Below are 21,404 nucleotides of genomic sequence, written 5' to 3' on the forward strand. Positions count from 1 at the left end.
GATTAACGCCCCCTCCGCACACTTGAGCTGTTGTTACGCTGACGGATCTCGTCGAGCACCTGGTCCGTCAGTTTCTGGATGTCGGTGTTTGATCCGGAATAGTCCGACGTGGAACTGTCACTGGAACTGCCCTTGCTGTTCCCTACCAGACGATCAAGCGGCAGGTACATCATGTTGTTGCTGCTTTCGGTGTCGACCAGGACCTTGCTGGTGCTTGAGAACACTTTCTGCATGGTATCCAGATACATCCGGTCGCGGGTGACCACCGGTGCATCCTTGTATACGTTCAGCAGTTGAACAAAGCGGGCGGTTTCACCCTTGGCGCGTTCGGTCACTTCCTGCTTGTAGGCATTCGCCTCTTCGATCAGGCGCTGGGCGCGACCGCGGGCTTCCGGCACCACCTTGTTGCGGTAGGTTTCCGCCTCTTCCACCAGACGCTGCTCGTCTTCCTTGGCACGCTGCACTTCGCGGAACGCTTCCTGGACCTCGGAAGGCGGCTGGGTACTCTCCACGTTCACTTTCACGATCTGCAAACCGGTACCGTACTTCACGAGGAAGCTCTGCAGGCGCTGTTCGACGTTGATCGCCAGCGCGGCACGGCCTTCAGTCAGCACTTCGTCCAGGCCGGCGCTGCCCACCTCGTGGCGCAGGGCGCTGTCGGTGGCGAACGCCAGGGCCTGATTGGAATCGCGCACGTTCAGCACGTAATCACGGGCATTGTCGACCCGGTACTGGACCTGGAGATCGACGGACACCAGGTTTTCATCCTGGGTCAGCATCTGACCTTCGGACTCGGCTGTCCGGACGTTGGTCACGCGAACCTTGGTGACGTCGTCAATGATGGGCACCTTGAAGCGCAGACCCGGATTTTCGGTGGTGTGGTATTTACCAAAGCGCAGCACGACGGCACGCTCCTGTTCGTCCACCGTGTAAAACGACTGGTAAATGACATAGCCGACAATCAGGATACCCAGGATGGCCAGGACGGCACCGAAGCCACTGCTGCTGCCGTCGCCGCCGGAACTGCCTCCGTTGCTGCCACCTTTCTTGCCGCCGAGCAGCTTGTTCAGCTTGTCGAGACCCTTGCGCAGCGCCTCATCCAGGTCGGGCGGCCCCTGATCATTGCCACGACGCCCCCCACTGCCCCAGGGATCGTTGTCGTTCCGGTTACCACCCGGTTCATTCCAGGCCATAGTTTTCTCCGTTCGCAAACTCATCGAATGGCTGCAAATACTAGGGATTAATGCGTCCCCGGGCAATACCAACCCGGCCCGAAAGCTCCGGGAACCAACCATTTGCAGACGTGGTCAGGCAGACATGATGTACTGTATCAGGCTTAAGCCCGTGACTCTCTGTTATACGACGGGATTATTCCGCGGATGCATAACGCACCTGCTCCGGCCGGACACCGGCCCGACTCAGCAGCTGATGCCAGTCACGGGACTGGAGACGAGCCTCAACCTGGGCGTCGCCGTTGTCCAGGTATTCCTCGCTGACCACGCCGCCGGCTTCGTGCAACAGGGCCCGCAATTTACCGTCGTGCGGACCAAGCAGCAGCGACAGGCTCAATACATCCTCGGCCAGGCGCTCGACCACGGCGTCAAACAGCGTATCGATGCCTTCACCGGTGACGGCCGACACCCACACGCGCACAGGCACACCATCTTCATTCCGATCGACCCGCGGCCGGAAGTCGTCGAGCAGGTCGATCTTGTTATAGACCTGCAACACCGGCACCTCGTCGGCACCGATTTCCAGCAGCACATCCTCGACCTGCTCGATGTTCTCGTCCCGACGCTCGTCGGCGCAGTCAATGATGTGCAGCAGCAGCGACGCCTCCGTGGTCTCTTCCAGGGTGGCGCGGAACGCTTCCACGAGTTTGTGCGGCAGGTGCCGGATGAAACCAACGGTATCGGCCAGCACCACCGGACCCACGTCCGGCAACTCCAGGCGGCGCAACGTCGGATCGAGAGTCGCGAACAGCTGATCCGCGGCATAGACGTGTGCGGTGGTAATGCGGTTGAACAACGTGGATTTGCCCGCGTTGGTGTAACCGACCAGGGACACAGTCGGGATGTCCACCCGCTTGCGGGCACGACGCCCCTGTTCCCGCTGTCGACGCACCTTGTCGAGGCGCTTGTGGATGGCCTTGATGCGGGCACGGAGGAGCCGGCGGTCCGTCTCCAACTGGGTTTCACCCGGACCCCGCAGGCCGATACCGCCCTTCTGGCGCTCCAGGTGCGTCCAGCCCCGGACCAGTCGGGTGGCCATATGATCCAGCTGCGCCAGCTCCACCTGTAGCTTACCTTCGTGGGTCCGGGCGCGCTGAGCGAAGATATCGAGAATCACACCGGTGCGATCCAGCACTCGGCATTTCAGCTCCCGCTCCAGGTTTCGCTCCTGGCTGGGGCTGAGGGCGTGGTTGAACAGGACCACATCGGCCTCGCTGGCCTGGATCGCCGAGCGGATCTCATCCAGCTTGCCCTCGCCAACGAACAGTCTCGGACTGGGCTGATTCCGGCTGCCGGTCACCGTCTCGACGGCATCCACGTCGGCCGAGCGAACCAGCTCGATAAATTCGCCGAGGTCTTCGGATTCGTTATGGGACGAAAACTCAAGGTGAACGACGACAGCGCGCTCACCGACATCAGGGCGCTCAAACAAAGGGAGAAAACTCCGGATATAACAATGGGATCCACCCATCGGAACGGATCGGACGATCAGTCCCGGCGGGCAGTAAAAGATGCGGACTGGCGGTCGGTCCCATCATGAGAACCGACCGGTCAAACCGGCAGCACGTCAGGTTCAGGCTTCGCCCTCACCCTCGCCTGCACTCTGTTGAGGAATACGTACATTTCGGGCAGGCACAACCGTTGAAATGGCATGCTTGTATACCATCTGGCTTACCGTGTTCTTCAACAGGATCACGAACTGATCGAAAGACTCGATCTGTCCCTGCAACTTGATCCCATTGACCAGGAAGATGGACACCGGAATGCGCTCCTTGCGCAAGGCATTGAGGTAAGGGTCTTGTAACGAATGCCCTTTTGACATATCAGTTCTCCTGTTTTTTTAATCGCAGATCGTCTGGTAGAAGCGGAGCTCCGCTGCATTGACTGCTTGCAGGGATTCCAGTCAGGGAGGTTATGAGCACGCCTTTGGCCATCCCTGAACAATGAAACCGGCCACTCTTCAAGACCGGCATGTATAACCCGGGCCACAATAGCCCAGCGTTATGTAATCAATGTGGTGCGAGATTGGAGGATTTTCAAGGCGCGGGACAAAGAACCTGACGCCTCGCTGTCGATCCAGTGAAGGTCCGGCCACTTTCGCAACCAGGTGAGCTGGCGTTTGGCCAACTGCCGGGTTGCCGCAATCCCTTTCTCGACGAACGTTTCGTAACCCACATCGCCGTCCAGCCATGACCACGCCTGGCGATACCCCACACATCGTACCGACGGCAACCCGCTGTGCAGGTCGCCGCGGGCACGCAGGGCCCGGACCTCGTCGATAAAACCCAGCTCCAGCATCTTATGGAATCGGAGCCGAATGCGATCGTGCAGGACCGATCGGTTGCCCGGTGAAATCGATAGCTGGATAACATTATACGGCAGGTCCGGCGACGCGTCTGCCTGCCACTGGGTTAAATACGGGTAATCCACGTCACTTCCGGCACCGTTGCCGGCCCAGGCCTCGGAAATCGGGCGCCCCGATACCAGCACCACTTCCAGGGCCCGTAGCACACGCTGGCGATTGTTCGGATGGATGGCTTCGGCCGCGACCGGATCCAGCGCCTTGAGCTGTTCGTGAAGCGCCAGCCAGCCCTCACTCTCGGCCTTTGCTACCAACTCGGCACGCAAGGCCTGATCGGCTGATGGCAGATCCGCCATGCCGTGCAACAGGGCCTTGAAATACATCATGGTGCCGCCGACCAGCAGCGGAATCCGGCCCTGGCGACTGATCGCCTCCATCTCACGAAGCGCGTCCGCCCGAAAATCCGCAGCCGAATAACGGTCCGCCGGATCACAGATGTCGATAAGACGGTGCGGGGCGCGGGAAAGTTCCTCAGCCGAGGGTTTGGCCGTGCCGATATCCATCCCCCGGTAGATCATCGCCGAATCCACGCTGATGATGTCGCAGGGCAAGGCGTCGCAGAGCTCAAGGGCGAGGTCCGTCTTGCCGGCCGCCGTCGGGCCCATCAGGCAGATCGCGGCGGGCCGTTGGGTGTCAGCCGTCATGATCAGCGGCCACGCAGGAACAGTTTGTCCAGCTCACCCATCGTGACCAGGGTCCAGGTCGGACGACCGTGGTTGCACTGACCGCTGCGCTCGGTGGCTTCCATATCCCGCAACAGGGTGTTCATCTCGGGAATGGTCAGCTGGCGGTTGGCCCGCACCGAGCCGTGGCAAGCCATCGTACCCAGCAGCTCATTAGTGACGGCTTTCACCCGGTCGGACTGACCGTGTTCCATCAAATCGGAGACCACATCGCGCACCAGCTGCTCAGTGTCTGCCCCCCGCAGCAGCGCAGGAATTTGCCGGACCACCAGGGTTTCCGGCCCCATCCGCTCGATTTGCAGGCCCAGCGACTGCAGCTCCTCAACGTGGCTCTCCGCAACGCCGGCTTCACGCTGGCTCACGGCCAGGGTCACAGGCACCAGCAGCGGCTGGCTTTTCAGATCCTGGGCATCCAGCGCCGTTTTCATGCGCTCGTAGGTGATCCGCTCGTGGGCAGCATGCATGTCGACCACAATCATACCCTGGCGGGTCTGGGCCAGTATGTAGATGCCATGCAGCTGGGCGATGGCATATCCCAGGGGCGGCTCCGCCTCGCTGTCCTGGGGCGGCGTCGGCGCGGGCTGGGCAAAGCTCTGGGGAGCTTCCGCCACGGCGGCCGCCTGCGATGGTGACACAGAGGCTTCCGCCGTGCCCCCACCGGCATTGAGCGATTGATAGAACGCCATCTGGTCCTGAGCCTCCCAGGCCACCGGCTTCTGGCCACCATAGGCCTGACCGCCGCCGTTCGTGCCGTAGGGAGCAGAGGCGACAGGCGCCGGCTGGCCATCCGGAGTCCCGGCATAGCCGGCTTCACGGCTCAGCGACTGGGCCACGGCGCCGTGCATGTGGTCCTGGGGTTTCACTTCACCCAGGGCGCGATGCAGGGTCCGGAAAATAAAATCATGCACCAGCCGACCATCCCGGAAACGCACTTCATGCTTGGTGGGGTGGACGTTCACGTCCACATTGGCCGGATCCAGCTCCAGATAAAGTACGAACGCCGGGTGCCGGTTGTTGTAGAGCACATCGCGATAGGCCTGACGCACCGCGTGAGCCACCAGACGATCCCGGATCACCCGGTGGTTTACGAAGAAATACTGGAGATCCGCCTGACTGCGGGAGAAGGTCGGCAGCGCCACCCAGCCCCACAGGCGCAGACCCGAGGCCTCGGCATCGATGACCACCGCATTGTCGACGAACTGCTGGCCACACAGGGCGCCGATCCGGCGTTCCTTGTCGAGCGGCGTCATGGCCGGCCGCAGGCTCTGGATTGCACGCTGGTTATGGCGCAGGGTAAAGCCGGTCTCGAAACGGGCCAAAGCCTGGCGTCGCACACATTCCTCGATGTGGCCGAACTCTGTTTTTTCCGTGCGCAGGAATTTACGCCGGGCCGGCGTATTGAAAAACAGATCCCGCACTTCGACGGTGGTGCCGACGGGATGAGCGGCTGGCGAAATACGAGCGTCCATATCACGCCCCTCGACCTCCACCCGGGCCGCCGCATCGTTACCTTCGGTGCGGGACGTCAGGGAAAGGCGGGAAACAGAACTGATACTGGCCAGCGCCTCACCGCGAAAACCGAGTGACGCCACCGCCTCGAGGTCATCCAGATCGACGATCTTGCTGGTGGCATGCCGGCTCAACGCCAGCGGCAGGTCGGACTCGGCAATCCCCGAGCCGGTGTCCCGCACGCGGATCAGTTTGACGCCCCCCTGCTCGATGTCCACTTCGACTCGCTCGGCGCCGGCATCCAGCGCATTCTCGACAAGTTCCTTGACCACAGACGCCGGCCGTTCAACGACTTCACCGGCGGCGATCTGGTTGGCAAGGCGGGGGCTGAGCAGTCGGATCTCGGACATGGGGAACGGTGCGCCTCTCGATGAATTCCTGAGCGGCACATCATAGCAAAGACGGGCCCGAGATCTCAGGCCCGACGCCATAACTTTACGCCTTAAGAGGTGGGAATCTTGAGCATCTGGCCAATCACCACCTGGTCGCTGGACAGGTTATTCAGCTCCTTGAGGCGATTGACCGTTGTCGAATTACGCCGTGCCACGCCCGACAGGGTATCGCCCCGGCGGATGCGATAGGAGGCAATGGTGCCGTTATGCCGTTTTTGCCAGGCCAGCAACGTGCCCGGGGGCGGCGTGTCCTCGAAATAGGAGGACACCCCTTGCCAGATGGCATGAGCCAACTTATTGCGATAGCTGGCCGACTTGAGGTTGCGCTCCTCCTGCGGATTGGAAATGAACCCCGACTCCACCAGGATCGACGGGATATCCGGAGATTTCAGCACCACAAACGCCGCCTGCTCGACGCCCGGCTTGTGCAGATGCGTGACGTGCCGGAGGTTGCTGAGAACGTGGTCCCCAACACCCACCGACGCGTTAATGCTGGCCGTCATGGACAGATCCAGGAGCACCCCGGCGAGCACTTCGTTCTTGTCGTCCAGCGAGACACCACCGACACCGCCGATCAGGTCCGACTGGTTTTCGTTGCGGGCCAGCCAGCGAGCGGTTTCACTGGTCGCGCCCCGCCGTGACAGGGCGAAGACCGAGGCACCACGCGGCTGGGGCGACCGGAAGGCATCGGCGTGGATCGATATGAACAGGTCCGCATTTTCCTTACGCGCCAGCAGCGTGCGCTGACGCAGTCCAATGTAATAGTCGCCGTTGCGGGTGAGCTTGGCAGTGAAGCCGGGCTGGGCCGAGATGAGCGCCTGCAGGCGTCGCGCCAGCGGCAGCACTACATCCTTCTCGTGAGTGCCGTCGGGCCCACTGGCCCCCGGATCTTCCCCGCCGTGGCCGGGGTCCACCATCACGATGATGTCCCGCTTGCCGTTCGGATCCTCGGACAACACCGGTTTACTGGGCGCTTCCTCCTGACCGCCGCCCGGTTCGAGCAAATCCACAACCAGGCGATTGCCATATTCATCGTTGGGGGCCAGCTGGAAGCTGCGGGGTTCCACCGAATGCTTGAGGTCCAGCACCACGCGCAGGTCATCGCCGTTGCGGGGCGCGCTGCGAATGCGGCGAATCGGGCTGCCGGACAGATCCAGCCGACCGAGGCTGGTTTTCAGCCGGGTGTTTTTGATGTCGATGACCAGACGTGAGGGATTATTGAGCGTGAAGATCGAATGATCCACCTCGCCCCCCATGTCCAGCACCAGCCGTGTATGATCCGGCGCCGGCCAGATCCGGGCCCCCTGTACGTTGGTCTCTGCCTGGGCGTGACCGGCCAGGAGCCAGAGCACCGCCAGGAGAGGCCATACTGTGATTCTGGTCAGGAGATGCTGCATACCGCGATTCACCCTGCTCAATCCCTAAAAAATAACTTCAGGCCAGCCAACCGTTGGTCAGACTGGCGCGTAAACGTTCCAATAATCGATGTCCGGCCGGCGTTGTTGCCGTAAACCGGGCTTCGCGTCCCTCACCGGCCAACGCCAGTTCAATCACGCCGTCCGGTTCCGGGAGCACACCCGCGCCCCGCTCCGGCCATTCAATCAGGCACAGGGCCCCTTCAGCGAGATAATCGCGGATGCCCATGTATTCCAGTTCTTCCGGATCGCCCAGGCGATACAGGTCAAAATGGTAAACGGGAGGTTCCAGCTCCTCGTAGGGTTCGACCAGCGTGTAGGTTGGGCTTTTCACCGCGCCGGCATGCCCCAGGCCCTGGATAAAACCACGGCTGAACGTCGTCTTGCCGGCTCCCAGGTTGCCCGTCAGGTGCAGGACCACACCGTCACCGACGGAGCGAACCGCCTGAACCACCAATGCACCGAACTGCATGGTGGCCGACTCGTCCGGCAGGCGCACACTGATCCGGTCATTTTCCTGCGCCGTGTTTCCCGCCCCGCTCACGCCCTGCAAACTCCTTTATCGATGTCTTGATGAACCGTTTCCGGGCCGGCTCAACGACAACCCGGTAAGACGCCTTCGGCCTCGCCGAGCACCGTTGGCAACCAATCGATCAGATCCATCGGCAACAACCCCATGAACCCTTTGCTTTGAGCGGCACGATCCGCCGATTCGGCGTGAAGACTGGCTCCCATCACCGCTGCCCGGGAGGGACTCAATCCCTGCACTGCCAAAGAGCCGATGACTCCCGAGAGCACATCGCCCATACCGCCGGTTGCCATACCCGGGTTGCCGCCCTGAACCAGGGCCGGCTGCTGCATATCGTCGGCCAGAACCAGCGTTCCTGCGCCTTTGAGCAAAATGACGCCACCGTAGCGCTGCTCCAACTGCGCCACGGCATCCAGCCGGTTGCGGTTGATCACGGCATTGGCCACGCCCAACAGTCGGGCCGCCTCACCCGGATGGGGCGTCATAATCCAGTTTTTGTGCTTGCCGGGCGCCCGTGACGACAGCATATTCAGGGCATCCGCATCCATCAGGACCGGCCCGTCAAAGGCCATGACGCGCTGCAACATTTGCTGCCCCCAGGCACCCTGCCCGGCTCCGGGGCCGAAGACTATGCCGTCGGCTTTGGCCAGCAGCGCATCCAGTTCGTTGCCGTGGGTCAGGCCGTGCACCATCAGCGACGGGCAACGCGTCAGGGCGGCGCTGACGTGCTCCGGTCGCGTCGCCAGCGTCACCAGGCCAGCCCCGGTACGAGCCGCCGCTTCCGACGCCAGCAGCGCCGCGCCGCCAAATCCCCGTTCGCCGGCGATCACCAGCAAATGGCCACAGTCGCCCTTGTGCGCCCCGCGTCGGCGCACCGGCAGACCACGGGCCTCGATACGCCAGTCGGTACGCCGGGCCACCGCCGGCACCCGGTCGTAGACGGCCGGGTCGACGCCCAGATCGTCGAATACGACGTCTCCGGCGACATCCGGGCCACGCCCGGTCAGCAACCCGGCCTTGAGGCCAATAAACGTGACGGTGACTGTCGCATTGACGGCCTCCGTCTCAATCCAGCCGGTGGTCGCATCAAGCCCTGAGGGCACGTCGACTGCGAGCACCGGTCGCCCACTTTCGTTCAGCGCAGCAATCACCTTATCGAAAGGCGACCGCAAGGCGCCGGTAATCCCGGTCCCCAACATGGCATCGACGACCATGTCGGCCTCCGCGAGGGCTTCGGTCAGCAGCGAGGCAGCCGAACCGTCGTACCGCTCGATGGAGACCCCGGTATCCTGGGCAGCTTTGTAGGCGGACTCGGCATCGCCCTTGAGCTTGGCCGGGTCGGCCACCGCCAGGCACCGAACCGGGAGCCCCTGACGCTGAGCGGAGGCGGCGACCAGATAACCATCACCACCATTATTGCCGGCACCGCAAAGGACCAACACCCGGCGCGCCTCCGGCCAGTGTCGGGCCAGTTGACGAAAGGCCGAGCGCGCTGCGCGCTGCATTAATTCAAATCCGGGCGTGCCAAAATCATCGATGGCACAGCGATCGAGCGCCCGCACCCCATCCGCAGCGTACAGGCTCTCTGGTAAACTGGCGTTAGCAGCAGCACACATGGGGCTATCCATCACCTCATGATCCGATAAACAGAATCCGGTTGAACTCATCCAGCCAGATGCCTGTTAAGCATAGCAAAACGAACCGGAAGGTCATAACTTAATCAATGTTAACCGCCACCCTCGACAATTTGGCCGACCAGATCCGCGACTGGGCCCAGGAACTGGGCTTCCAGGCGGTGGGTATCAACGATGCCGACACGGGCGCCCACGGCGAGCGCCTGAAGGCCTGGCTGGACGCAGGGATGAACGGCGAAATGAGCTACATGGCCGACCACGGCACCAAACGGTATCGCCCCGATGAGCTGGTGCCGGGCACCCGCCGGGTCATTTCCGTGCGCATGGATTACCTGCCCTCCCCGGACAGTCCGGCCCAGGTGCTGCAGAATCGGGAGAAAGCCTATATCTCCCGTTACACGCTGGGGCGCGACTACCACAAGTTGGTGCGGAAACGTCTTGCCCAGCTGGCCCGTCGCATTGACGAGGCGCTGGCGGGGCATAACCACCGCGCGTTCGTCGACAGCGCGCCGGTCCTGGAACGGGCGCTGGCCCAGCGCGCCGGCCTGGGCTGGATCGGCAAGAACACCATGCTGATCCACCCGAAAGCCGGCTCGTTCTTTTTTCTGGGGGAAATCTTTACCAGTGCGCCGCTGCAGGTCGATGAGCCATTCACCACAGAACACTGCGGCAGTTGCTCAGCCTGCCTGGACGTCTGCCCCACGGACGCTTTCGATGGGCCGTATCAGCTCGATGCCCGGCGCTGTATCAGCTATCTGACCATCGAACTCAAGGGCTCTATTCCGGAGCATTTACGCGCCAGAATGGGCAACCGCGTCTTCGGATGTGATGACTGCCAGCTGGTCTGCCCCTGGAACAAATTCAGCAAGCCGACGGACAAGGATGACTTCCAGCCACGGCATCACCTCGATAACAGCGAACTGGCCGAGCTGTTCCTGTGGACCGAAGCGGAATTCCTCAAACGGACCGAAGGCTCGGCCATTCGGCGTACCGGCTATGAAGGCTGGCTACGCAACCTCGCGGTGGGACTGGGCAACGCGCCGTCGACCATTCCTGTGATCGAGGCGCTGAAACAGCGGGCCGACCATCCGTCGGCCCTGGTTCGCGAGCACGTGCATTGGGCGTTGCGCCGGCACAACATCGAGCCTTATTGAAGGCGGAAGAAATGCTCGCGGTAATGGCGCAGCTCTTCGATCGAGTCGCGAATATCGTCCAGAGCCAGATGCGAGCCCTTTTTCTTCACGCCTTCCAGCACATCCGGCCGCCAACGCCGGGCCAGTTCCTTGATCGTACTGACGTCCAGGTTGCGGTAGTGAAAGAACGCCTCCAGTGCCGGCATATAGCGCACGAGGAAGCGGCGGTCCTGACCGATGCTGTTGCCGCACAGCGGAGACTGGCCGCTTTCCAGATGCTCCGCCAGGAATTCGAGCGTCTGCTGCTCGGCGTCGACTTCCGATACCGCGCTGTCCTTGACCCGCTGGGTCAGCCCGCTTTCACCGTGGGTCCGGGTACACCACTCGTCCATCGCCTCAAGCACGCTGTCCGGTTGGTGGATGGCAATCACAGGCCCTTCTGCAATGGTATTGAGATCGGAGTCAGTGACGATGGTGGCGATCTCGATAATGCGCTCCTTGTCGGGATCCAGCCCGGTCATTTCCAGATCAATCCAGACCAGCCGATCGGTTGCAGCCATGAAGGTACTCCTGCTTAAAAGATGCCAAGACGGTGTGAATGGTCGCCGGCGGCCCCGTATAATCGGCGCACCGGAGCGTTGCTATCATGGCACACTTACCCGGACAGGCAGAAATCCAGCAGACAAAGACGGACTCCATGGCAAAACGTCGGCTTAACAGGCAGCAGAAGTGGCGCATCGAAAAAATCCAGGAAGAACGCGCCGCGCGGGCTTCGCGCCGGGATCGCGATATCGACCGCCAACTACAGGCCGGCGAGCTGGGCGACGAGCAAAGCGGCCTGATCATCGCTCATTTCGGCAAGCAGATTGATGTGGAGGCGCTGGAGGGCGAACACCGGGGCGACGTGATTCGCTGCCACGTCCGGGCCAACCTGGGGTCACTGGTGACCGGCGACCGGGTCGTCTGGTGCCCAGGGTCCAACGATCTTGGCGTCATCGTGGCGCTGCAGGAGCGGGACAACCTGCTCCAGCGACCGGACAAATTCGGCCAGCTCAAGCCGGTGGCCGCCAATATCGATCAGATCATCCTGGTGATTGCGCCCGAACCGGAACCCCACGACAACCTGATCGACCGCTACCTGGTGGCCGCGGAAAACTGCGACATCACGCCGGTGCTGCTGCTCAACAAGACCGACCTGATCCACGATGGCAACCGGGCCGATATCGAAGCCTTACTCGACCGGTACGCCCGCCTCGGTTATCGAATCGAGCAGACGTCAGCCCACAAGGCTCCGGAAGACGACCGCACCATTGATAACCTGCTGAAAGAACAGACCAGCGTGTTTGTCGGCCAGTCCGGCGTGGGCAAGTCGTCCATTATCCGGCGACTGCTGGGGGATGAGAGCATCCGGATCGGCGCCGTGTCCGAAAGCACCGGCAAGGGCGTCCACACGACCACCACCGCCCGCCTGTTCCATCTTGATTGCGGCGGCAACCTGATCGACTCCCCAGGCATCCGGGAATTCGGGCTCTGGCATATGGATGTGGCGCACCTGGAATACGGCTTCCGGGAAATCCGGCCGCTGATCGGCACCTGCCGTTTCCGCAACTGTCGGCATCAGGCCGAACCGGGCTGCGCCCTGCTGGAGGCGGAAGAGAAAGGCGATGTCAGCCCGGAGCGCATGCAGAGCTTTCGCCGTATCTATACCGAAATCGAGAATTCAGACTGGTAAGGCGCCTCGGGCCTTACCAGTTCACTTCACCGGCATCCGGCTCCGGCGGCTGTTTGAACCAGTCGCCGGATTCCAGCTTCTTCTGGGCTTCCTGGGACTGTTCCTCGGTCGGCGCCGTCAGGTCGATCACCGGCTGGGCATTGGCGCCCGAATCGGACTGGATTGCCTGCTCAGCTTTCTTGTTCAGCACGATTATCGCGATACGCCGGTTGACCGGTGCCTGCGGGTGATCCTTGTCGAACAACACTGAATCACTCAACCCAACCACCTTGCCAATCTGCTCGGGCCGTACACCCCCGGCGACCAACGCCCGACGCGCGGTATTGGCCCGGTCCGCCGACAGCTCCCAGTTGGTGTAGCCGGGGCGCCCGACGAATGGCGTGGCATCGGTGTGACCGGTAATGCTGAGTTTATTGTTGACCTCGCTCAGCGGCTTGGCCAGTTCGAACAGGATATCCTGGGAATAGTATTTGAGGCGGGCGCTGCCGCTGTCGAACATCGGACGCTTTGAGCGATCCACGATCTGGATCCGCAACCCCTCGTCAGTAATGTCGATCAGCAGTTGGTCCTTGAACTTCTGCAGCGTCTCACTGCTCTCAATCTGGTCCTTGAGGTCCTGGAACAGCTGCTGCATCTGCTTCTGTTCCAGGGTATCCGCCATGTCCTCGATGGTCTGATCTTCCAGTTTGATCTGGGAATCCGCCACATCCTCGCTGGTGGAATCCACCACCGACGCACTGCCGCCCAGATCGATCGGATTGCGGCTGGCGGCGTCCATGTAGCCGACCGGGTCCTTGAAGTAACCGGAAATCGCCTGCTTTTCCTCCGGCGTTGCGGTCATGGTCAACCAAAGCACCATGAAAAAGGCCATCATCGCCGTTGCGAAATCGGCAAAAGCGACTTTCCAGGCGCCACCGTGATGCCCCCCGGACACCTTCTTGACGCGTTTGACGATGATGGGTTGTTCTTCCACGATGGACCTCAGTGCCCCGTTTCGACGAATCCGGTGCGGTTACTTGGAACGCACATGGTCGTTGAGCTCCTGGAATCCGGGACGTTTGTCACTGGGCAACGCCTTGCGACCGAACTCGACCGCCATCTGCGGGGCCTGCCCGGAGACGGTCGCGAGAATGGCAGCCTTGGCGCACTCGTAGGCACGCAGCTCGTATTGCGCCTGGTGCTCCATGGCGGTGGAGGTCGGCCCCACGAAGCCGTAGCCCATAAAAATACCGAGGAACGTCCCCACCAGTGCCGCGGCCACCTTGTGCCCGATCATCTCGGGCGGACCGCCCAACAGACTCATCGTGATGACGATCCCCAGGACCGCCGCCACAATCCCCAGCCCCGGCAGCGCATCCGCGACCTTGGCCAGCGCGTGGGACGGTTCGTTCAGTTCCAGCTCACGATTATCCAGCTCTTTGTCCATCAGGCCTTCAAGCTCGTGCGGCGCCATGTTGCCGGCGCTGATGATGCGCATGTAGTCGGTCACGAAAGCGAGCAGCTTGGACGACTTCATCACCGCCGGATAACGGGTGAAGATCTGGCTTTCGGTGGGGTTATCGATGTCCTCTTCGATGGCCATCACCCCCTGCTTGCGCGACTTGTCGAACAGGTCATAGAGCAGACTGAGCAAATCCAGATAGAAGGCTTTATTGAACGGAGACCCCGTCAGCAGTCGCAGGATGCCGGCGACGGTTTCCTTGATGGTGTGCATCGGGTTGGAGATGATGAACGCACCGGTTGCCGCCCCGAAGATGATCAACACCTCCAGCGGCTGCCACAGCGCCATCAGCTGCCCCTTGGACAAGACGAAGCCGCCCAGCACACAGGCAAAAACGATGATCGCACCGAGTATTAAGGCCATAGCGGTTAAAACTGCTCCCTGAACTGCCTGCCAGCCGGCACAAACCGGCCCGTCGGAGACTGCCTCCGAAACCCTAACAGGACGCGCGTAAAAGACGTTTCAGATGTTTCTGATTTTCGGGAATCATAGCAAGAGCCTGAAAGTATCGCGAAAAAAACGCCTTGCCCAGTCTCAGACGCCAACGCCACCCGTCCTGCCTTCAATCTGTTAAGATGCGCCCAAACCCTGAACGGCCCGCTGAGACGCGTATGCAGACGCTGCCCCTGATTATCGAACCGGACGACCTGGAGCCCCTGTTAGAGACCCGGGACAAGCTTCTTCTGGTCGACCTCAGCCACCCCGAGCGTTACCTGGGCGGACACCTTCCGGGCGCCGTCTACGTGCATCCCCAGGAGACCTTGCTGGGTTACCCGCCGGCGCCGGGCAAGTTGCCGACGGTGGAGGCGCTGCAGGCATTAACCACGCGCATCGGGCTAACCCCGGACACGCACGTGGTGGTCTACGACGACGAAGGCGGCGGCTGGGCCGGGCGCTTTATCTGGCTGCTCGACTGCATTGGCCACACCCGCTACAGCTACCTGAATGGCGGCTGGATTGCCTGGCAGGCAGAGGGCCATCCACTGTCCACCGACGTTCCCGAACCGGTACCGAGTCACTACCCGATTGTGGTGCACCCGGAGCCCACCGCGACACTGGAAGAAGTGCTGAATGGCCTCAACGCGGATGACCCGGTGATCTGGGACGCCCGATCACCGGAGGAATACCTTGGCACCCGCATTGCCGCTGCCAAGGCCGGCCATATTCCCGGTGCCCGCAATCTGGAGTGGACCCGGCTTATGGATCCGGCACGCCACTTCCGCCTGCGCCCGTCAGACGACCTGCGCGCCCTGCTCGATGCCCAGGGGATCGGCGAGGCCAACACCCTGATCACTCACTGCCAGACCCACCACCGGTCCGGCCTGACCTACCTGGTGGCCAAGGTGCTCGGCTATCCGCGGGTGCGCGCCTATGCGGGCTCCTGGGCCGAGTGGGGCAACCATCCTGACACACCTGTGGAGATCTAGAACCGATGCGAGACAAGCTCTTTGTGATGAGCCAGTACCTGACGCCCCAGCTCGGGCTGTCGCGACTGGCCGGACGACTGGCCGACAACGATCAGGTGCCGGCCCTGAAGAACCGGGTCGTCCGCTGGTTCATCGAGCGCTATGGCGTCGATATGAGCGAAGCGGTCGATGCCGACCCCGCATCCTATGCCACGTTTAACGACTTCTTCACCCGGGCCCTGAAACCCGGGCTGCGCCCCGTCGATGAGGCAACGGATGCCTTGACCAGCCCCGTGGACGGCGCCATCAGCCAACTCGGCGCCATCAAGGACGGCCGCATCTTCCAGGCCAAGGGTCAGTCGTTCAACCTGACCGAACTGCTGGGCGGCGACGAACAGCGCGCCAAACCGTTTGCCGGCGGCGAGTTCGCCACCATCTACCTGGCGCCCAAGGACTACCACCGCATCCACATGCCGCTGGCGGGCACCCTCAAGGAAATGGCCTATGTGCCGGGCCGGCTGTTCTCCGTCAATCCCGTCACGGCCGCCAACGTGCCCAACCTGTTCGCCCGCAATGAGCGGGTCGTCACCCTGTTCGACACGGAATGGGGGCCGATGGCCATGGTGCATGTGGGCGCGATGATCGTCGGCAGCGTGGAAACCACCTGGGCCGGCGTGGTGGCACCGGGCACGGACGGGGTCAGCAGCGTGGACTACAGTGCCGACAAACCGATCCGGTTCGATAAAGGGGACGAGATGGGCCGTTTCCGACTGGGCTCAACCGTCATCCTGCTGTTCCCGAAGGATGTGATGCAGTGGTCGGATGAACTGGGTCCTGAATCGGTGCTGCGTATGGGCCAGCGGATCGGCTCGAAAGTGGTCTAAGACCGCTCGATGGGGAACGCGACGACATCCCGGATGTCTCGCGTTCCCAGCTTGCACATCAACAAACGGTCCAGCCCCAGGGCCACGCCCGAACACGCGGGCAAGCCATGCCGGAGCGCCTCCAGCAAATAGTCGTCCGCAGCCATTTCGGGCTTGCCGTGCGCCCGCCGCAAGGCGTTATCCGCCTCGAAGCGGCGCGCCTGTTCCGCCGCGTCCGTCAGCTCCCAATAGCCATTGCACAGCTCCAACCCATCGAGATACAGCTCAAAGCGGTGGGCCACGGCGCATCCGCCAGCGTCCCGGGTACGCGCCAGCGCGGCCTGGCTGGCCGGATAGTCGTGAATGAACACCGCGCCCTCGCCCACCAGTGCAGGTTCAACCGCGTGAGTCATCAGGAAATCGAGACAGGTATCGCGATCGAAGTCGTCCGCAAACACCGGGTTGCCGGCCCGACCGGACACCGCATCGCGCAGCTCATCAAGTGGTAGCGTAAAGGGATCGAGGCCGACGTGCTGCAGGAACGCCTCGCGGTACGTGAGCCGTGCGGGCACATCAATACCCAGCCAGCCACACACCAACTCACCGACTTCATCCATCAGGGCCCGATCGTCAAAATCCGGCCGATACCATTCCAGCAGCGAGAATTCCGGATTGTGGCGCACGCCGCGCTCGCCATCGCGGAACGCCCGGAACACCTGGTAGATGGCACCACTGCCCGCAGCCAGGAGGCGTTTCATGTGGTATTCAGGGGAGGTCTGGAGATAGACCGTACCGCCCGGAAAATCGGACGCCGGGCCCGGATGGGCCGTAATACAGTCGAGATGGAGATCAGAGACGCCGTGACGGGCCAGCAGCGGGGTTTCCACTTCCAGCACATCACGGGCGGCGAAGAACTGCCTCAGGTAGGACAACAGTCCGGCCCGCTCGCGCAGGGCGGCCCGGGATGCTGTTGGCTGCCAGTCCGATTCCCGGGACATATCCGGATCAGTTGGTTTTGACCCGGCTCACGTACTCGCCGGAACGGGTGTCTACCTTCAACACTTCACCAATGACGATGAACAGAGGCACGTTGACCACAGCGCCGGTGGACAGGGTCGCCGGTTTGGAGCCACCCTGGGCGGTGTCACCCTTCATGCCCGGATCGGTGTCCACCACTTCCAGCTCGACAAAGTTGGGGGGGGTCACCGACAGCGGGGTACCGTTATAGAGCGTGACGGTGTAGACGTCCTGTTCCTTGAGCCACTTCATGGTGTCGCCCACCGCCTTCTCGTCGGCCGGGTGCTGCTCGAAGGAACCGTCGGTGGCCATGAAGTGCCAGAATTCGCCGTCGGTGTAGAGATATTCCATCTCCTGGTCGATGACGTCTGCCGCTTCCAGGCTCTCGCCGGACTTGAAGGTGCGCTCCCAGACCCGGTTGCTCATCAGGTTGCGCAGCTTGACGCGGTTGAACGCCTGGCCCTTTCCGGGCTTGACGAATTCGTTCTCGAGGATCACACACGGGTCGCCGTCCAGCAAAACCTTAAGACCACCGCGGAATTCATTGGTAGAATACGAAGCCATGAAAATCTCACCTGAAAAATCGCTGTTGGAAATTCAAAGGGGCTCATGATACAGCGAACCCCCACCCCGGTAGAAGCCCGGGACGTTACCGATTCCGAACTCGCCTGGCAGCAGGAGCTGGCTCGCGCCATCAACAATCCGGAGCAGCTGCTTCGGGAGCTGGGCCTGCCGGATCATCTGCTGGCCGGCGCTCGTACCGGTGACCGGCTGTTCAGCATCCGGGTTCCCCGGCCGTTTCTCCAACGCATGACCCATGGCGACCCGGACGACCCGCTGCTGCGTCAGGTCCTGCCGCTGGATGCGGAGAGCCGGCCGGCGCCAGGTTACCTCACCGATCCGCTGGAAGAGGCCGAGCACACACTGCAACAGGGTCTGATCCGTAAGTATCGCAGTCGCGCCCTGCTGATGGTCACCGGCACCTGCGCCATTAATTGCCGCTACTGCTTCCGTCGTCATTTCCCCTATGCCGACAACCGGCTCTCGCCCGATGCCAGAACCGAGGCCCTGGCCACACTCCACGCCAGCCCTGAGATCAACGAGGTCATCTTCAGCGGCGGCGACCCTCTGGCCGTGAACGACAACCGGCTGGCCGACTGGGCCGCCGATCTGGCCGCCATTCCACACCTGACCCGCTTGCGCATTCACACCCGCCTGCCGGTGGTCATCCCCCAGCGCGTCAATGACGCCATGCTGGCCTGGCTTGAAGGCCTGCCGATGCAAAAGGTCATCGTCGTCCACATCAATCATCCCCGGGAAATCGACGACGCCGTCCGGGCGGCCATGCGCCGCTTGCAGGAGGCGGGCGCCACCCTCCTCAACCAGAGCGTCATCCTGCGCGGCGTCAACGATGACGCCGACACCCTGGCGGAACTCAGCGAATCACTGTTTGCCGCCGGCATCCTCCCCTATTACCTGCATGCCTTCGACCCGGTGGCCGGGGCAGCGCATTTCGACGTCAGCGACGATCAGGCGCGGCAGCTGGTTCGCGACTTACTGACACGCCTGCCTGGCTTCCTGGTGCCGCGACTGGTACGGGAAGTGCCGGGAGAAGCCAGCAAGACACCACTCAACCTGTGACCCAGGTCCAGAATTCGACAATCGGTTGACCGTGAAACCGCCCCGGTGTGTCTTCAAAAGCGTCGCAAAAGCCTTGAGAATGGGGCGTTCGGGAGGATACATCGACTTTTTTGTCAAACAATGTCAACTTTCAGGTTTCTGGCTTTGTGAATGGTCTTTGCTATTTTAAAGTCGTGGTGAGGTATATAAAGATATGTATTTCCGGTCTTTTTCTCGCCGCTCATCAAAGCTGAGACGCGCCAACAAAAGCAACGCATCAAGGGACGGTGCAAGCGCCAATTCGCCCAAGGCAGAGGGGCATACGGACGGTATGACTTTAAAACCTGAGCTCACGCTACCGGAACAGAAGATAGCGAACCTGTCTTTCTGCGATGCGACACCCAAAGCCTTTGGTCGGTGGGTCGGCGCTTTGCCTGTGGCCAATATTGGTGAGACTTCCCGTCAGCTGTACCACGCGATCATTGAACTCAACCAGCTGATTATCGCGCCGCAGCAACGCCTGGCCCTGCTTGAGCTGATCCGTCACCGTATCAACTTCGTGTGCAAGGAGCTGTCCCGGCATTATCTGGGACTGGCGATCGCCCTGCCCGACAAACAGCGTAAGATTGCCAACCTATCCCAGGCTCTTCAGCTGCACCTGGCCAATGGCTACAAAACCACGCTGATTGAATTGCTCGACAGCGGCGCCATCGACAAGAACCGCAAGACCATTGCCATGGCCTGCCACCGCATCGTGACCGACCTGGGGCAGACCATCCTGCGCGCGCATCAGCTTTACTGCCCGAGCCCGACCCGAAGCTGGCTGGAATGCCACCGTGTCTACCGTTTTGCGTTGCGCAACAAACTGTATGACGTTCAGGTCGAAGACGAAAACCTGATGCACCGCCAGAGCAACACCATTGCAGATGCCTACAAGCGCCTCTTGCTATTGGGGTGCGCGAGACCGAACCAGCTGCGCCAGAATGAGCTGGTGCAAGCGTATGAGCTGTTTGAGTGCTGGACCGATCGGGTGACCTGTTCCCAGGAGATCGGCGAAGAATCGCTGTTCCTGGTGAACATGGAGCGCGATGCGGCCCCGATCTACAGCAGCCTGCTGGGCCCGGAAGAACGGAATGGCGACAGCTTTGGCTTTAACACGGTAGAGCTGTCCGCGGACATCGCCGATTACCAGAACCGCCGCAACGAGAAGGACAAGCAGGCCGGTCATTCCCTGCCGATGCCGGCCAACGTCTCGGAAAACCTGCTGGCGCATCTATCCCAGGCCTTCGGCGTCCTGACCAAGCGCAACTTCAAGCGCATCACCACGCAGGGCGAGTTGCAGGTCGCCGTGGGCCTCTCGGCCGCGCACTATTACATCGCCGGCGAAAAATCCTTCAAGGCATTCATCGAGAGCGGCGCAACCTCGGACGACGAGGAGAACTATTTCATCGCCCGGGCCAAGCGCAATAACGATGCCTGGGCCGGCGCCCACGACGCTGCGCCTACCGGCGACTTCATGTCCTCGGCGGACACCCCCATCAACTTCAAGACCAGCGCCGGCACCCGCGATGAAGGCGGCAGCCGGCCGAAGACCTACAAGACGCCCCTGGTGAACACCAGTCCCGGGGGCTACTGCGTGTCCTGGACCAGCGAGATGCCACCATCGCTGCAAGCTGGCGAAGTGCTGGCCGTTCGCGAGCAGGCCTCCCATCCCTGGAGCGTGGCCGTAGTTCGCTGGATTCGACAATTACGCCAGCAAGGCACCCAGATCGGCGTTGAATTGTTGGCACCAAGTGCCACCCCGTGCGGCGTACGCCTGATTCAGAAAGTCGGCAACAGCAGCGAATTCCTGCGCGGCCTCCTGTTACCGGAGGTGTCTGTGATCGGTCAGCCCGCAACCCTGATTACGCCGCGCCTGCCCTTCCAACAGGGCAGTCGGATCGTGCTGCGCCAGGGCGACCGTGAAGACAACGGCCAATTGTCCAAGCGTCTTTCGGCAACCGGCAGCATCAGCCAATTCGAACTGCGCCTGCAAAGCAGCAGCCCCAGCAGCCAGGACTCAGAAGGCCCCGGGCCCAACACCAGCGAAGACGAATTCGACTCTCTCTGGCCTTCCCTGTAAGCTGCACAGTCGGCGAGCTTGCCCAAGATCGGCTTTATCGACTTACGATGGGCCGGTGCGGGCTCACTGCCAGAACGGTGCAGCCCGGGTGCTGTAACACCTTGGACAACGTCCGGTTACGGCCGGGAACACAATCGCAGGCGCGATCGGGCCGGTCGAGTGCTAACCTGAGTGTTATCGCCCGACGTCACAGGATCGTTGCCGTCGTTCTGCGACAGGCTCGCCTTGAGCGCTGAGACACCCGAATAAATCAC

At 61.9% G+C, this 21,404-nt stretch carries 19 protein-coding genes; 6 read left to right on the forward strand and 13 right to left on the reverse strand.

The features are described 5' to 3' along the window. Positions 1-2: 2 nt before the first annotated feature. The 8 genes from hflK to J3364_RS06320 form a co-directional block, all read right to left on the reverse strand. Positions 3-1,193, reverse strand: coding sequence for an FtsH protease activity modulator HflK (hflK, locus tag J3364_RS06285; RefSeq protein WP_349557525.1), 1,191 nt, complete (start codon positions 1,191-1,193; stop codon positions 3-5). Positions 1,194-1,368: 175 nt separating this feature from the next. Beyond that, on the reverse strand, positions 1,369-2,703 hold the full coding sequence (gene hflX / locus J3364_RS06290; protein WP_502882482.1) for a ribosome rescue GTPase HflX: 1,335 nt from the start codon (positions 2,701-2,703) through the stop codon (positions 1,369-1,371). 102 nt (positions 2,704-2,805) lie between these two features. Further along, positions 2,806-3,054, reverse strand: a complete 249-nt coding sequence (gene hfq / locus J3364_RS06295; protein WP_123632609.1) for an RNA chaperone Hfq — start codon at positions 3,052-3,054, stop codon at positions 2,806-2,808. A gap of 179 nt (positions 3,055-3,233) precedes the next feature. Further along, positions 3,234-4,238 carry a tRNA (adenosine(37)-N6)-dimethylallyltransferase MiaA gene (miaA, locus tag J3364_RS06300; protein ID WP_349557527.1) on the reverse strand — a complete coding sequence of 335 codons (1,005 nt, stop codon included), beginning with the start codon at positions 4,236-4,238 and terminating at the stop codon, positions 3,234-3,236. A 2-nt stretch (positions 4,239-4,240) separates the two neighbouring features. Beyond that, positions 4,241-6,136: a DNA mismatch repair endonuclease MutL gene (gene mutL / locus J3364_RS06305; protein WP_349557528.1), complete on the reverse strand. Its 1,896-nt coding sequence runs from the start codon at positions 6,134-6,136 to the stop codon at positions 4,241-4,243. A 92-nt stretch (positions 6,137-6,228) separates the two neighbouring features. Then, positions 6,229-7,575, reverse strand: coding sequence for an N-acetylmuramoyl-L-alanine amidase (locus J3364_RS06310; RefSeq protein WP_349557529.1), 1,347 nt, complete (start codon positions 7,573-7,575; stop codon positions 6,229-6,231). Between the two features lie 37 nt (positions 7,576-7,612). Beyond that, a complete protein-coding gene (tsaE, locus tag J3364_RS06315) occupies positions 7,613-8,137 on the reverse strand; it encodes a tRNA (adenosine(37)-N6)-threonylcarbamoyltransferase complex ATPase subunit type 1 TsaE (protein WP_349557530.1) in 525 nt (174 codons plus the stop codon). 50 nt (positions 8,138-8,187) lie between these two features. Continuing rightward, positions 8,188-9,738 carry an NAD(P)H-hydrate dehydratase gene (locus J3364_RS06320; RefSeq protein WP_349557531.1) on the reverse strand — a complete coding sequence of 517 codons (1,551 nt, stop codon included), beginning with the start codon at positions 9,736-9,738 and terminating at the stop codon, positions 8,188-8,190. A gap of 107 nt (positions 9,739-9,845) precedes the next feature. On the opposite strand from J3364_RS06320, the gene queG reads away from it, so the two are divergent. After that, positions 9,846-10,910 (forward strand): tRNA epoxyqueuosine(34) reductase QueG, encoded by a 1,065-nt coding sequence (gene queG / locus J3364_RS06325; protein ID WP_349557532.1) that lies wholly within the window; start codon positions 9,846-9,848, stop codon positions 10,908-10,910. Here the strand turns inward: queG and orn are convergent. After that, positions 10,904-11,449: an oligoribonuclease gene (gene orn / locus J3364_RS06330; protein WP_203141687.1), complete on the reverse strand. Its 546-nt coding sequence runs from the start codon at positions 11,447-11,449 to the stop codon at positions 10,904-10,906. The genes queG and orn overlap by 7 nt on opposite strands. A gap of 137 nt (positions 11,450-11,586) precedes the next feature. On the opposite strand from orn, the gene rsgA reads away from it, so the two are divergent. After that, a complete protein-coding gene (rsgA, locus tag J3364_RS06335) occupies positions 11,587-12,621 on the forward strand; it encodes a small ribosomal subunit biogenesis GTPase RsgA (protein WP_349557834.1) in 1,035 nt (344 codons plus the stop codon). A gap of 13 nt (positions 12,622-12,634) precedes the next feature. On the opposite strand, the gene motB is transcribed toward rsgA, so the two are convergent. Both motB and motA read right to left on the reverse strand, forming a co-directional pair. Then, positions 12,635-13,594: a flagellar motor protein MotB gene (motB, locus tag J3364_RS06340; RefSeq protein WP_349557533.1), complete on the reverse strand. Its 960-nt coding sequence runs from the start codon at positions 13,592-13,594 to the stop codon at positions 12,635-12,637. A 39-nt stretch (positions 13,595-13,633) separates the two neighbouring features. Further along, complete coding sequence (gene motA / locus J3364_RS06345; protein WP_203141684.1) at positions 13,634-14,485, reverse strand: flagellar motor stator protein MotA; 852 nt, start codon at positions 14,483-14,485, stop codon at positions 13,634-13,636. Positions 14,486-14,733: 248 nt separating this feature from the next. Between motA and J3364_RS06350 the strand changes: the two genes are divergently transcribed. Both J3364_RS06350 and asd read left to right on the forward strand, forming a co-directional pair. Then, a complete protein-coding gene (locus J3364_RS06350) occupies positions 14,734-15,549 on the forward strand; it encodes a sulfurtransferase (protein WP_349557534.1) in 816 nt (271 codons plus the stop codon). Between the two features lie 5 nt (positions 15,550-15,554). Next, a complete protein-coding gene (gene asd, locus J3364_RS06355) occupies positions 15,555-16,412 on the forward strand; it encodes an archaetidylserine decarboxylase (RefSeq protein ID WP_349557535.1) in 858 nt (285 codons plus the stop codon). Here the strand turns inward: asd and epmA are convergent. Then, positions 16,409-17,389: an EF-P lysine aminoacylase EpmA gene (gene epmA / locus J3364_RS06360; RefSeq protein ID WP_349557536.1), complete on the reverse strand. Its 981-nt coding sequence runs from the start codon at positions 17,387-17,389 to the stop codon at positions 16,409-16,411. The genes asd and epmA overlap by 4 nt on opposite strands. Before the next feature lie 7 nt (positions 17,390-17,396). Continuing rightward, positions 17,397-17,972, reverse strand: a complete 576-nt coding sequence (gene efp / locus J3364_RS06365; RefSeq protein WP_349557537.1) for an elongation factor P — start codon at positions 17,970-17,972, stop codon at positions 17,397-17,399. Positions 17,973-18,017: 45 nt separating this feature from the next. Here efp and epmB point away from each other — a divergent pair, with 45 nt between their 5' ends. Beyond that, complete coding sequence (gene epmB, locus J3364_RS06370) at positions 18,018-19,049, forward strand: EF-P beta-lysylation protein EpmB (protein WP_349557538.1); 1,032 nt, start codon at positions 18,018-18,020, stop codon at positions 19,047-19,049. Between the two features lie 310 nt (positions 19,050-19,359). Continuing rightward, entirely contained in the window at positions 19,360-21,150 is a 1,791-nt protein-coding gene (locus J3364_RS06375; RefSeq protein ID WP_349557539.1) for a cyclic-di-GMP receptor FimW-related protein, read from the forward strand. The last annotated feature ends 254 nt before the right edge of the window (positions 21,151-21,404 follow it).

Source organism: Marinobacter sp. NFXS9 (assembly GCF_040148665.1).
Lineage (GTDB): Bacteria > Pseudomonadota > Gammaproteobacteria > Pseudomonadales > Oleiphilaceae > Marinobacter_A > Marinobacter_A mangrovi.

What these genes read in the sequence shown, in the direction of transcription:
- epmA (WP_349557536.1), bottom strand. Translation starts at nt 17,389, where the DNA reads ATGTCCCGGGAATCGGACTGGCAGCCAACAGCATCCCGGGCCGCCCTG.
- J3364_RS06310 (WP_349557529.1), bottom strand. Translation starts at nt 7,575, where the DNA reads ATGCAGCATCTCCTGACCAGAATCACAGTATGGCCTCTCCTGGCGGTG.
- efp (WP_349557537.1), bottom strand. Translation starts at nt 17,972, where the DNA reads ATGGCTTCGTATTCTACCAATGAATTCCGCGGTGGTCTTAAGGTTTTG.
- miaA (WP_349557527.1), bottom strand. Translation starts at nt 4,238, where the DNA reads ATGACGGCTGACACCCAACGGCCCGCCGCGATCTGCCTGATGGGCCCG.
- J3364_RS06375 (WP_349557539.1), top strand. Translation starts at nt 19,360, where the DNA reads ATGACTTTAAAACCTGAGCTCACGCTACCGGAACAGAAGATAGCGAAC.
- hflK (WP_349557525.1), bottom strand. Translation starts at nt 1,193, where the DNA reads ATGGCCTGGAATGAACCGGGTGGTAACCGGAACGACAACGATCCCTGG.
- motA (WP_203141684.1), bottom strand. Translation starts at nt 14,485, where the DNA reads ATGGCCTTAATACTCGGTGCGATCATCGTTTTTGCCTGTGTGCTGGGC.
- hflX (WP_502882482.1), bottom strand. Translation starts at nt 2,703, where the DNA reads ATGGGTGGATCCCATTGTTATATCCGGAGTTTTCTCCCTTTGTTTGAG.
- rsgA (WP_349557834.1), top strand. Translation starts at nt 11,587, where the DNA reads ATGGCAAAACGTCGGCTTAACAGGCAGCAGAAGTGGCGCATCGAAAAA.
- queG (WP_349557532.1), top strand. Translation starts at nt 9,846, where the DNA reads ATGTTAACCGCCACCCTCGACAATTTGGCCGACCAGATCCGCGACTGG.
- hfq (WP_123632609.1), bottom strand. Translation starts at nt 3,054, where the DNA reads ATGTCAAAAGGGCATTCGTTACAAGACCCTTACCTCAATGCCTTGCGC.
- J3364_RS06320 (WP_349557531.1), bottom strand. Translation starts at nt 9,738, where the DNA reads ATGTGTGCTGCTGCTAACGCCAGTTTACCAGAGAGCCTGTACGCTGCG.
- J3364_RS06350 (WP_349557534.1), top strand. Translation starts at nt 14,734, where the DNA reads ATGCAGACGCTGCCCCTGATTATCGAACCGGACGACCTGGAGCCCCTG.
- mutL (WP_349557528.1), bottom strand. Translation starts at nt 6,136, where the DNA reads ATGTCCGAGATCCGACTGCTCAGCCCCCGCCTTGCCAACCAGATCGCC.
- orn (WP_203141687.1), bottom strand. Translation starts at nt 11,449, where the DNA reads ATGGCTGCAACCGATCGGCTGGTCTGGATTGATCTGGAAATGACCGGG.
- epmB (WP_349557538.1), top strand. Translation starts at nt 18,018, where the DNA reads ATGATACAGCGAACCCCCACCCCGGTAGAAGCCCGGGACGTTACCGAT.
- asd (WP_349557535.1), top strand. Translation starts at nt 15,555, where the DNA reads ATGCGAGACAAGCTCTTTGTGATGAGCCAGTACCTGACGCCCCAGCTC.